Source organism: Halohasta litchfieldiae, from assembly GCF_002788215.1.
Taxonomy (GTDB): Archaea; Halobacteriota; Halobacteria; order Halobacteriales; family Haloferacaceae; genus Halohasta; species Halohasta litchfieldiae.
Window position 1 is genome coordinate 1,365,791 of sequence record NZ_CP024845.1, and the last position, 11,910, is coordinate 1,377,700.

Consider the following 11,910-nt stretch of genomic DNA (forward strand, 5'->3'; position numbering starts at 1 on the left):
CTCATGATTACCATACCTGCCCCTTTCTCGAGACGGTCAATCACTGAACTTAGGAGACTCTCTATAAACTACAAAGTTTGAATTAGCGAATAGCACACTACATTTCGATGGGGGTTATGCACACAACATTTCAAATGAGGCTCTTACCCAAATAGCGAAGCAGTCTTATTTGGCATCTGTTAGAACGTGCGGTGCAAGATGGAAGGCGCATATTCTAAACCGAACTCCGTAAGTCACCGAGACCCGACAGCAAAGATTACACTGGACCCTCCCCGACAGTAGCACGAATGGTCGACTCGATATGGTATCCCTCAGTAGCAGATATCGTTGCGATTCACGATGATATCGTCTCGGAGTACTCCGATACCCACCAAGGTATGCAGAACCGTGGTGACATCGAGTTTGCACTGAACTATATCGAACACGGTAGCTTTGGGACGAAACCGGAGACGATACACGAGAAGGCGTTTCATCTCCTTCGTCTTTTAGTCGCTAATCACCCGTTCGTCGACGCGAACAAACGCACCGCGCTAAACACGACCGTTGTGTTTTATTTTCTTAATGGGTATCAGTTCGCCTACGATGGGGAGATCAGAATGCTACTGAAGCAGTTTGGTACTGACGAGGCGACTGTCGACCAACACGGAACTATCAGCTATCTTCGTTCGCATACCGATCAGTTGGATTTGTCTGGCGAGATCGAGGCCTGGCGAGATGACCTCATTCAGTACGGAATCAATCGATTGACCGACGATTCAGCGGACCCGAATAATTAACCACGTTCAGCGCATCGATTCATCTATGTCAACCGACGATGCAACCGACTCTCCTTCGCCACTCGACGAGGTGATGGATGATATCCGTCAGGAACTCGTCCAGCGAGTCGCGGCGGCTGACCGTGACAGCAATCGTGACATCTACGACGCACTCGAAAACGAATAATCACCCCATATCATCTCAACCGTAGGTTCTGTTGCTATATTTCTGTTCTGAGTGTAACATTGGGCCACATAACCGATTTCTTCGAAACTTGATCAGGCCCGTATGTGCAAGACTGCGAGCGCAGGTAATGAGACAAAGACCAGTCAAACGATATTAATTCGAACGATGTAGAACGGACTTAATCGGTGTCTTGAATCTCTGCTACCTTCTTTTCAAGATTCTCAATTCGGCGCAAAATCTCGTTTTGTGACTTTTTATAAAAATAATAACGCTCACCCATCGCTAATCCCGCAACAAATCCGATTCCAGACCCTATTATCCCACCTAAAACAAACCCGAGTATCGACAGTGCAATTCCAGAACCAAACACGAGCACGTTTTTCGACGGCAGAGAGTTTGATTGCATGAGTGTTTGTCAAAACTAGATTCCCTTATATACAAATGAATTGCTCACGCTCTGAGTAAAGCAATGAATTAGTAGTCCGTATCAACAAGTTCATTCCGCATGCATTGATACAGACGATCTCGACCTCAACATTCGTGAAATCGTCGTTGTATGTGCCGTCCACAATCTTGATCGATCTCGATAACAATCAGTACAGAATGTATAGTCAGGCCGTAAAGGGCTCCTTCTCGTTTTTTCTGTTGTTTTGTTTGAGTGTCCGCGTAACAATAAGAAACCATACGCCTGCGAGAAGGAAGACAATAGCATCATTCCCAGTCAAATAAGGACTAGACAAACTACTCATTTCGATAGATAGAGTAAACAAAAAGAATAGTAGAAACGTCACACCGGTTATTTGTGTGAGTCGAGAGCTTATCAGCTCATCTTGATCTCCATGAGCTGCGAGGACAAGCAGGACCCCTGCAGCTACTGAAATTAGTACAAACAGAGCGGTAATTCCTGATAGGATTATACCACCGACAAGGGTCAGATCCGGTAACGCCGATGTCGGAAGCAGAACTACGATACTTACGAACTGACCGACAGCCGCGCCAATAACAGCGGAGACATACACCCATTTACGTCTTTGACTATCCGTCGCATGTTCTGCGGTTTCGCTAAGTCCGAGGATGAAAGCGGTTCCTGCGGGGAGTAACCAAAATAGCAGTGTCGCAACCACCCCACCCCGGTCATAGAACGGAACAAACAGTTCAGCACCAGCATCTACAAACTGATAGAACACAGTAGCGAAAAACACCCACACGGCGATCTTCCTACCCATGATGGAAAAATTCGTTCTTTGACACATTTATAGTTCAGGATTACTCGACACAGTAGTATTATCTGGTGTCTGTATTTATTTGTCGACACTCGAAACACGATGGACTCGAAAGACTCACTCGGACTCCTTGCAGTCATCATCCTCTATTTTCTCGGGTATCTCACAGTAGGTGGACCGGCTATTGAGTCAGTTACTGGTTTCGAGACGCTATCGGCTACGGGGACGTACGGTGTCGGACGGCTTTGGGAGCTGGTGTCGAAGCCACAGGGCTGGATCTTCTGTTTCGGCTCCGTCCTGCCTTACTTTACATATATCCATCTCCGTGCCCGACTTGCTGGCGAATCGGTCGAAGCCTACTGGGAGTCCTCGTCGAATCAACGAGAAGACCGTCCTTCTGATGGAAACAGTTTGGCACGTCTGGGATTCGCCTTACGGGTAATCAGTACAATCGCCATCGTGGTCCTGTTCATTGGGGTTGGGATACTACCCACAGAATGGGGTCTTTCAGTGGGTGTGGGGATCTCAGTCTTTATCGTGTACATGATGTTCCGTGAGGAGATTGAACAGCGTTTGACAGGGCCACAAGAATGGCTCCTATTCGCTCTTGTTGGAACGTTGTTTGTAATTGCCCTTCTCATTGAGGGTGTTGAACTCAACAATGAGATACTCCTCTTGTACACAGTCCTCCTCGGTGTGTCCGCAGTATTTGGATATCGAGCTCTCAAGCGTTAGTAGACCACTGGCGACCCATTAGTCTCCTGTTGAAGATGGCTATAAACGACTGGGAATCAAGAAAGCTATGCACAAGATTGAGAATACAGATGATCTGAACGTAGCCAATATAGAGGTTGTTACATAAAATACGATAAGATATTTGTCGACCTGATGAAATAATTTGGTCGTGTTGCAAAGCGGTCTAGACTTTGCCGCTGGTACTCTCAATTGAGAGGTCACAGTTGATTGCTGTTTTGGTCGAACGTTGGAGCAGTTCGTCGAGGAACGCTTGGTAGTACTCGGGGTCGGCGTACTTCACCAACCGAAGTTGGAGTATCGCTTCCAATCCCTCTGCTGTCCAGCGCATCCACTGGTTCTTGCACCGCTTGCTGACCTCGCCCATCAGTCGTTCGACGGGGTTCGAGGTCCACGGAACCTCGAACCCCTCGACAGCGTGCTCGGCGAACGTCACAATCGACGGCAGCCACCGCCGAAGATACCCTGCAGCCTTTGCTGACCCGAACTGCTCCAGTTGCCACGCTGTCTTCTCTAATCGCTCTCTCGTTCGCGCGATCCGCGAGCGGATCGCCGCGAACTCCTCCGCTGGACGATGCTTCGCCACAGAGTTCTTCAGATGGAACACCTCGTCGATCACCTCCGAAACGATCTCCTTCCGACGGTCCAAGGAGAAGACGCCATCGTCCCAGAGGGTGTTACCCAGCGTTCGGCCGACGTGGACGAGATCGAGCTGGTGGTCACGGTTTTCGTCGGTAAAGGCTGTGACGATGCCGCTATCAGCGTCACTGACGACCGTCGCGTCGTCAGTGACTGCGCCGATATCATCGAGTTCGGCGGCAGTTTCGTCCCAGTCAGCGTTGACCGACAGATCCAGCAGGGAGCGTGACTCTTCGGCGGTGTCTTCGCCGAGCGTTGCTTGGACGGAGTGGGACGAGCGGTCGTCGTCTTGGCTGTGGCACTTTGTCCCGTCAGGAATGACGGCGTCAGCGTCTGTGCCAGCGACACAGTCTGGAAGGAACTGTTTGAGCTTGTGGCCGTATTTCTTGGCACGGCGGTTGATGGTGGTCGGCGACGGCATCGAGACGAAGCTGTCGCCGTGATTGGCAGCGTCTCGATAGCTGAGCGAGGTAGCGAGATCGACGCTTTTGGCGGCGATGTCCTGCTGATAGCGGTTCTGCCCGTCGAAGTCGAGAACGTCTTCGACGGGCCGGAAGTAGCTGGATTCGTCTGGGGAAGCGGCTGTATCTTCGACGTAGTGGAGAGAGAACTCGTGTTCTCCGGCAGTTGTGACAGCTGTGCGGGTGTCGGTGCCGGCGCGTTGGAAGCGCTGGTCACCGTTGCCATGTGCGTGTTTCTCACCACAGAGCGCCTCGACGCTGGCGGCGTCGAGGCTCTCGACCAGCGATTCGAGAAGGACTGCTTCGAGGTTCTGGTCAGTGACGGCCTCGGCAAGCGTGGCGAGCGGTAGCGTTTTGTCGTCGTCGATACTCAGTTCGAACCGCACGTCGATTGTGGCGTGCATGGGGTACCTCGGTTTGGACACCAGAGGCAACCCCGCCTTCACGGGAGTCAGTTACTACTGAACTCTAGAGGACTTTGCGACACGACCAATAATTTGATATGAACCGTCGAACATGGCTGGCGTCGATCGGGACTGGATGTGTCGGTCTCTCTGCTGGATGCTCGGCTCTGTTTCCACGCAAGCAGTACACTTTTACTTTAAAGAACGGAGCTGATTCTGATCACGTCTCCCGGATAAAAGTGAGCGAACGAATAGCTCCCGCCCAATCGAGATCGTTCCACAATGACTCATATGAAATAGAATCCAGGACAGAAAGCGAACCGATCACTCTTGAGAGTGGCACCCCGACAACGATACGAATCGAAATCGTTGATGAATTAGTACGCATTCACTCATGGCCTGCATCTCTTGATTCTCCCGGTGACATAGCCACAAATGCAGGTGTTTGGTTTGGGAACGACCTTGATTCCGGGCAGCGCATACAGGTATTCGGTGATCGGTAGTAAGGTGGTTGTATGCTACACTCAGCCTCTGAGTGTAGCATTAGGTCATGTAATCAAGCTCTTCGAAGTCCAATCAAATCCGGATGTGCAAGACTGCGAGCGCTTACCTTGCTTATCGAGTTCATCGATACCCATAATTATAAACTCTAAATGCCTATTCTTAGAATGGATGATTGACTGGATCGGAGGCCAATCGACTCTAATTAAACTCGGTGGGTTGGCACTAGGCATAATCTCATTATACATTGTCAAATCATTCTCCAACCCCCACAGAAGTTGGAACTATTTCATGGCTGGCTTTTGTTGTTGGTTTTTATATCAACTCATTCTTGGCCTTTACACGGGTACACTCGTTTCAATCCCCTACCTTGTCGGAGTAACAACCGCAATCCTACTTCTCTGTGGAGTCATCGGATTATTTTCATTGGCATTCTTATCGGTATGGAGAGATAAACAGAGAGGGCTTACAGGTAGGATGCACTAGAATTCGAGAATTCAATTTTATCGATACACATTATGTACTTGACTGCAGATTGGCTGATTCTATACAAAGGGTATCGATTGCTCAATACTCACTCTAAGTAGAGCAATCTGCTCAGTTAATCGATTCATGATCTCTTGTATCTCGCTTCTGTTCTCCTTCTCTCAATGATTGCTTCACCGAACTTTGGAGTCTGTGTATAGACTCCAAAGTTAGGTGGGTGGAATCGGATGTTCGTATATAAAGAGAGTCACCGCTAATGGCTGAAAATATAGATTCCAAAGTTCGGGCGAAAGTATGGCTCACACCTGACCAGGTCGACGAACTGCGGTCGGCATGCTACTCGGTTGGTGCTGACTACCTGCAGCAGCGTAATGAGGCAATCATCGCGCTCATGTACGACACCGGCCTCCGGGTCGGCGAACTGGTCGCTGTCGACGTGGACATGCTTAGAGAGGGCAACACCGCGCTGTATGTCCCGACACATATCCAAAAGGACTACCCGAACGACAACGAGCCCGCCCCGGCCACGCTTGAGTTGGCCTCGGACGTGTCCCGACTCCTGTCATCGTACCTCAACAGTCGATGGAAAGAGTCGCCCGCATTGTTCCCTTCTCGATCAAGCGACCGAATCACCACACAGGGTGTTCGGGACGTGATCTCGAAGATTGCCGAGGAAACGGGCGTCCGGCCGTACCTCGTCGATGGCACTCGGGGCGAGTCCGGCGACGTTACACCGCACGCGCTTCGACACAGCGTTGCCTACCGCATGATGAACGCCGAGGATGGTAACACGTTGTACGACGTGAGGAATCGTCTTCGGCACCGCAGCATCCAGACAACTGAGCAAGTGTACGATCATATGATCCGAGTATGACCGACGAGAGCGAAGATGTCGACCCAGAGAACCCACGTCCAGCTGGCCATTACCCACGGTTCAGAGACAACGAATGGCACTACGTGCCTGACGAACTCGCCCAGACGATATCGCTGGGCCCTGGTGGCGACGGCGAGAAAGGGCAGGACTAGGTACTGACGTACACGCCAGAGAAACGAGACCCAGACGACCGCGAGACAATTCTCGTCCGGTTGACGCCCCATGCGCTCCACGAGCTCTATATTGAGGTGAAGGATCTTGATGTCGAGACGAGACAGATGGGTCACCGAGCCGAGTGTGATCTCTGCGGTGAGATGGTCGACCTTGACCGGGCGATCCCGAACGCCTGTGGTGAGGCGTGCCACAAGCACTGCTGGGCCGAGTATACGGGTGCTCCGGAGTGGTTCAGTGCCCGGGTGTGAGGGTGTGTTCTACTGTGGACTGTGCTATCGTGTATTATTTACCACAACTAAACTATAGCTATGAATAATGTACGAACTAAGTGGCTTTCAGCGAGATCTGTTGTATTGTGTTGCGGCACTGAATGAGCCTAACGGACAGGAGATCGGTCGTGAGCTGGCAGAGTACTCTTCGACTGAGGTGAATCATGGACGGCTCTACCCCAATCTCACTGATCTCGTTGAAGAGGGCCTACTCAGGAAAGAGGAGAAAGACGGTCGGACGAATCTGTATGAACTCACACCTCTGGGGATAGAAGTTATTGAAGAGCGTCAGCAGTGGGAATCCGACAAACTCCAAGAGTCTGGGATCGATTTCGACTGACTCAGGTGTTGATCGAGTTAGCCAACAACTCGGTTATCCGGAACCCGGAGTACTGAGTGAAAGACACCCTGATATCGATCTGTATTCTAAGATTTCCGTATAGCACCAGCTGTTCGGGACAGCGCAACATTGTATTCATATCGTCATGTAGCTGGTACTATGGATGTCGACAAAGACACCGTTACCAGTCGCTGTACGGAGGCGGTGTTTGATCGTGGACAAAAGTACCGTCGCGACGGACACATACGACAGCTCGACCGGTTCGATGACCTCGTCACAGCGGCTGTCCAAGGGTCAAACCTGTACGATGTCACAATTGAGTTCGGTGGTCGGAGTATCGACACGCGATGCAGTTGTCCATACGATGGTGGTGGTGACTGTAAACATATCGTCGCCGTGTTATTGGATGTTGCTGACGGACCGCCAGCAGACGACAGTGAACACGTTGAGAGCGTCCTTGAGGATGTCCCTGCCAGCGACGTGCGTGCGTTCCTCCGCGACGCGCTTGCAACCCATCCGGGGCTACGCGAGCAGTTTCTTGCCCAGTTTGGCGACGACCACAAATCCGTCGAGGAGCACCGCAAGAAAATCGAACAGCTATTCGAACAACACGCCGATCCAGGCATCTACGAGGCCATCGACTTCTCACAATTTTTCGAGCTGGCAGATACCTACCGCGACCGCCAGCGGTATCTGGCTGCTGCAACCGTCTACCGGGCTATTTTCGAGGAAGTCGACGACAAATATCACTGGGTCGACGGTGCCTACGACCACTACGCACAGGTGATCCAGCGCGGACTGGATGGTTACGCTAACTGTGTGCTTGCGACCGACCCGACGCCCGCGGAGTTCGACACCTATGCGGGTGTCGTCGAAGCCAGGACGATGACTGATCCACCGATCAACACCGAACAGTTCCACCGAGCACTCGAGGATCTCGAAGACAGATACGAAGAAGGAAGCGACGACTGATGAGCGAGCCGACAGATCGATTTGTTATCGAAATCGGAAGCGGCACGGTCGGCCATATCATCGACACGGACGTCACTGAGTCGAGGACAGATGCCGGGCTGTCGTTCAGTCCCAGTGCTCCCGGAAAGAAGATGTGTACCCGAGGATACCATGATTACCGGTTCCAACGAGTTCCGTTCTCGACGTTTGTCGAGTACCACGAGATAGACAAAACAGGCTTCGAGGGCGATGCCCCAGACGAAATCTGCTCGTACTGTTGGTCGAACACACGTGAGGAACTCCAGACGCGACAGGAACGCGCCGAGACGAAACACGCCGACCGGGTCGGCACTGTTGGCTACTGTCTCCGCTGGAAACAGAAGGGTCGAGCGCGAGACGAGTGGTACGATATCGTGGTCAGACCCGAGACGACGATGGCCGAACTGGACAGTCTTGTCTGTCGTTTTACGACGCTTGATGACCTTCATCTCCGCATGTACGGGCTCAAAGAGGAGTATCTGGATTCGAGTCTCAACGTGTTGCCCGACCACCAGTGTTCGGAACTGAATGATCCGTCGTACACAAACGCAAGCAAAATGACGGTTGGGGCTGTCGCCGAGCTAACAGGGCTCTGGGAAGGCGACAGACTCAGTTTAATTTATGATTTTGGGACGCCATCATATTATTACTGTCTCGTCAAAGCGGTCTATGATCCAGATACCATCGACGATCTCTTAGCGGACAGTGAGATCATCGACGCGACCGAGACTGCTGCCATAATCAGGGAAAAACGTCCATGACGAGAACCAACAGCGACGACGAACGGGACGAGCGCATCCAAAACGAGGTCATCGTCGACGTCTACACACCGGATGAACAGGCACTCGGCTGGTGTTACCCTGAGATATCTGAACCAGTGACATTTCGAACATCTGCATCGATCTCTTGGCGTCCGAGATGCGTAATTTTGTAGAATGTCTGTCGTCCATCACCATCTTCGGGCGCACCTGTCCGGGCGACCAGACCAACATCGATGAGTTCTCCAAGGTGGTGACTGAGATCGAAGCTATCATCGTCGATAGCAGCTGCGAGCTCTTTTCGAGCGACTTCCTCTCGTTCCCAAAGGAGGAATAGGATCGCGTATCGTCGACCATCACCGAGTGCTGCCTTACGTGCTGTATGGTCCGCGAGCGTGCTCATACTGTCGTCGAATAGCCGCTGATCAACATACTGTTCGAGATCCTCTTCATCCGGATCTGGCGTCGTGTGGGCGGTTTCAGCGGCCATCGTTACGTCGACATACGGTGGCTTTCTATATGAGGCTGGCGGTTACAAAGAATTTATTCTTTGTTTCTAGCCATCATATCAAAAATGGTTTCTACCTTCGATGGACACCTCTTTGTCGCCCCAAAACAGTATATAATGTAATGTTTGACGGCGAAACGAATTTTCAGTACAACGAACGCCCTATCTCTGATATTCTTGCAGAACAAGCTCCTGCACCCCCTAAATTCAGCACTCACAACGATTTCACCGTGTACGTCATGGGCCCATACACCGCGTTTAACGCTGAAGTCGCCTATGATGACGCTGACACTCTCAAAACTCCGTTTCAGAACGACCCACTCTTCGATCCACACAGACACATCACTAACGATGGACAGGGCGATATGGAACAGGCCCTTAGAGACTTCTGTACGGAACTCCGCGAGACCCTCCATTGTCGCGCATTCATCGCCACCGATATCGATATTCCAACACACGAACAGGCTAAAGAACAGAACAAAAGCCGTAGCGATGACAAATCTGTTGTAGAAGGAATGGACCCGCTTGCCCAATCAGTCGCATTCGCTGCTCACAGCGATGCCGTCATATTCCTGTTCACACAAGGCGGCCTTACGACCGGAGTCGGTGCTGAAACCGGCGGTATCCTCGGCGAATTTCACCTCCGTCGAGGGAATCCTGCCCTCACGCACAAGCCTGGTCAGCGAATCGGTCTTTATCTCGATGAGAGTTTCAGTAGTGCTACTATCGACGAACTCCCAAAAGGCTACGAGATACAATACGATTCGTTCTCCACAAAAAATGATCTCCATAGAAAAGTCCGTAACTGGTTCGATAGTCTTGACAGAGAAACTCGCGATACAGACCTCCCTGTATTCGTTCCTGGAGACACTTACTCATCAGACACAGATGAGTGATCGACTCTGTTGAAATCTGCAGTGCAGTTCTCCTCACCAATCGTGTTGTAGAATAACTCGATAATACGACTCACTGATATATTCGGAGGCTCTGTGTTGCACTCTGTTCAAACTGGGGCCAACTGGAGATACTACTAAGACAACAGCTCAGCGCGCTGGTGTCAATATCTACAGCGACTCCGACTCGGGGTACACAAGGGGGTTATTTTTTGCTCTAAACACAGTCGATACTGATGATGTTACCTGTGCCCACAGCTGTATTAGAGGCTAGTATTACACTGACCACTATACCGGTCATCGGTGTCGAACTGGGGCAAACGGAAATCACTGCCCTTGGTATTCTTATGATTTTGACGCTTCTCGTAGGATCGGGCTTTTTTTCCTCGTCCGAGATTGCACTGTTCTCCCTTCCAACCTACCAGATTGACGCGATGGTTGAGGAGGGCAAACTCGGGGCCCAAGCGGTCAAATCCCTCAAAGAGGACCCCCATCGATTGCTCGTGACGATTCTCGTCGGAAACAACATGGTCAACATCACCATGTCTTCGATCTCGACGACGCTCGTTGGCTTATATTTCGACGCGGGCACAGCAGTTATTATTTCGTCGCTTGGTATCACCTCGATGGTCCTGATCTTCGGTGAGAGCGCGCCCAAGTCCTACGCCGTTGAGAACACTGAATTGCACGCACGGCGCGTCGCCCGAGGGCTAAAAATCGTTGAGAAAGTACTGTGGCCGCTAATCACCCTGTTCTATTATCTGACGAGAGTCGTCAACAAGATTGCTGGCGGCAGCGCGTCCATTGAGTCAACATACGTCACTCGCGATGAGATTCGAAACATTATCAAGACGGGCGAACGCGAGGGAATCCTCGACGAGGAGGAACGTCAGATCCTCCAGCGTACCCTGCGATTCACCGATGCTTCTGCAAAAGAAGTGATGACGCCCCGCCTCGATATGGCCGCCGTCTCGAAAGACGCGACCGTCAAGGAGGCTATCGAGACATGTATGCGATCGAGGCACGCCCGACTGCCTGCCTATGCTGACTCGCTGGACAACGTGATCGGTATCTTCGATATCCGTGAGCTAGAGGATTCCAACTACGATGATTTTTCCGACCTCAAGGTGGAGGACGTAGTCGCTTCGACGCTGTACGTCCCCGAGTCCAAGAAGGTCGACGACCTCCTTGCGGAGATGCGTGAAAACCGGATGCACATGGTCATGGTCATCGATGAGTTCGGGGCCACTGAGGGCCTCATCACAATGGAAGACGTACTCGAAGAGATCGTCGGAGAAATACTGGTGGGTGATGAGGAACATCCAATTGAGTTCGTTGACGACAACGAGATACTGGTCCAAGGAGAGGTCAACATCCACGAAGTCAACGAGGCCCTCGATATCGACCTCCCTGAAGGCGAAGAGTTCGAGACAATCGCGGGCTTCATTTTCAACCTCGCGGGCCGCCTCGTTGAGCAGGACGAGGTGTTCGACTACGAGAACGTGAAGTTACGGGCCGAAAAGCTGGAGGAGACCCGTATTAAGGAGGTCAGGGTGACAGTCGAACGTGACACCGTTGAGTCAGTCGAAGACGAGGTCCCAGCCACGGAGGACGAAATGGAGTGACTGCTCCTGTCCTAGCGGCTAACACTCCGAACAAGGACTCGGTTCCTACGAAATTCCTCTGCGGCCGAGT

14 protein-coding genes and 1 pseudogene are annotated in these 11,910 nt (G+C 51.6%); 11 read left to right on the forward strand and 4 right to left on the reverse strand.

Annotated elements, in window-relative coordinates; genetic code table 11:
• Positions 1–287 precede the first annotated feature (287 nt).
• Positions 288–776, forward strand: coding sequence for a type II toxin-antitoxin system death-on-curing family toxin (locus HALTADL_RS06930; protein ID WP_089673149.1), 489 nt, complete (start codon positions 288–290; stop codon positions 774–776).
• A 25-nt stretch (positions 777–801) separates the two neighbouring features.
• A complete protein-coding gene (locus HALTADL_RS17670) occupies positions 802–942 on the forward strand; it encodes a hypothetical protein (protein WP_177171941.1) in 141 nt (46 codons plus the stop codon).
• 178 nt (positions 943–1,120) lie between these two features.
• Here HALTADL_RS17670 and HALTADL_RS06935 read toward each other — a convergent pair whose 3' ends face one another.
• Positions 1,121–1,348: a hypothetical protein gene (locus HALTADL_RS06935; protein WP_089673148.1), complete on the reverse strand. Its 228-nt coding sequence runs from the start codon at positions 1,346–1,348 to the stop codon at positions 1,121–1,123.
• 205 nt (positions 1,349–1,553) lie between these two features.
• Positions 1,554–2,168 carry a hypothetical protein gene (locus HALTADL_RS06940; RefSeq protein WP_089673147.1) on the reverse strand — a complete coding sequence of 205 codons (615 nt, stop codon included), beginning with the start codon at positions 2,166–2,168 and terminating at the stop codon, positions 1,554–1,556.
• 99 nt (positions 2,169–2,267) lie between these two features.
• On the opposite strand from HALTADL_RS06940, the gene HALTADL_RS06945 reads away from it, so the two are divergent.
• Positions 2,268–2,900: a hypothetical protein gene (locus HALTADL_RS06945; RefSeq protein ID WP_245708459.1), complete on the forward strand. Its 633-nt coding sequence runs from the start codon at positions 2,268–2,270 to the stop codon at positions 2,898–2,900.
• 184 nt (positions 2,901–3,084) lie between these two features.
• Here the strand turns inward: HALTADL_RS06945 and HALTADL_RS06950 are convergent, their stop codons facing one another.
• Positions 3,085–4,422, reverse strand: a complete 1,338-nt coding sequence (locus HALTADL_RS06950; RefSeq protein ID WP_100190878.1) for an ISH6-like element ISHla10 family transposase — start codon at positions 4,420–4,422, stop codon at positions 3,085–3,087.
• A gap of 1,243 nt (positions 4,423–5,665) precedes the next feature.
• Between HALTADL_RS06950 and HALTADL_RS06955 the strand changes: the two genes are divergently transcribed.
• From HALTADL_RS06955 to HALTADL_RS06980, 6 genes and pseudogenes are all read left to right on the forward strand, one after another.
• Entirely contained in the window at positions 5,666–6,283 is a 618-nt protein-coding gene (locus HALTADL_RS06955; protein WP_089673912.1) for a tyrosine-type recombinase/integrase, read from the forward strand.
• Positions 6,280–6,705: pseudogene (locus HALTADL_RS18010) on the forward strand (hypothetical protein). Before HALTADL_RS06955 ends, HALTADL_RS18010 begins: the two are co-directional and overlap by 4 nt.
• A gap of 67 nt (positions 6,706–6,772) precedes the next feature.
• A complete protein-coding gene (locus HALTADL_RS06965; RefSeq protein WP_089673913.1) occupies positions 6,773–7,066 on the forward strand; it encodes a helix-turn-helix transcriptional regulator in 294 nt (97 codons plus the stop codon).
• Between the two features lie 159 nt (positions 7,067–7,225).
• Positions 7,226–8,038, forward strand: a complete 813-nt coding sequence (locus tag HALTADL_RS06970) for an SWIM zinc finger family protein (protein WP_089673914.1) — start codon at positions 7,226–7,228, stop codon at positions 8,036–8,038.
• The gene (locus HALTADL_RS06975; protein WP_089673915.1) at positions 8,038–8,817 is read left to right on the forward strand and encodes a hypothetical protein; all 780 of its coding nucleotides are present in this window, start codon (positions 8,038–8,040) and stop codon (positions 8,815–8,817) included. Before HALTADL_RS06970 ends, HALTADL_RS06975 begins: the two co-directional genes overlap by 1 nt.
• Complete coding sequence (locus HALTADL_RS06980) at positions 8,814–8,990, forward strand: calcium-binding protein (RefSeq protein ID WP_089673916.1); 177 nt, start codon at positions 8,814–8,816, stop codon at positions 8,988–8,990. The genes HALTADL_RS06975 and HALTADL_RS06980 overlap by 4 nt, the downstream gene beginning before the upstream one ends.
• Here HALTADL_RS06980 and HALTADL_RS06985 read toward each other — a convergent pair.
• A complete protein-coding gene (locus tag HALTADL_RS06985) occupies positions 8,912–9,304 on the reverse strand; it encodes an ArsR/SmtB family transcription factor (protein ID WP_089673917.1) in 393 nt (130 codons plus the stop codon). The two genes, HALTADL_RS06980 and HALTADL_RS06985, sit on opposite strands and share 79 nt — an antisense overlap.
• 140 nt (positions 9,305–9,444) lie before the next feature.
• On the opposite strand from HALTADL_RS06985, the gene HALTADL_RS17255 reads away from it, so the two are divergent.
• Together HALTADL_RS17255 and HALTADL_RS07000 are read left to right on the forward strand one after the other, a co-directional pair.
• Positions 9,445–10,218 (forward strand): DUF7509 family protein, encoded by a 774-nt coding sequence (locus HALTADL_RS17255; protein WP_143054203.1) that lies wholly within the window; start codon positions 9,445–9,447, stop codon positions 10,216–10,218.
• Between the two features lie 233 nt (positions 10,219–10,451).
• Positions 10,452–11,840, forward strand: coding sequence for a hemolysin family protein (locus HALTADL_RS07000; protein WP_089673920.1), 1,389 nt, complete (start codon positions 10,452–10,454; stop codon positions 11,838–11,840).
• The last annotated feature ends 70 nt before the right edge of the window (positions 11,841–11,910 follow it).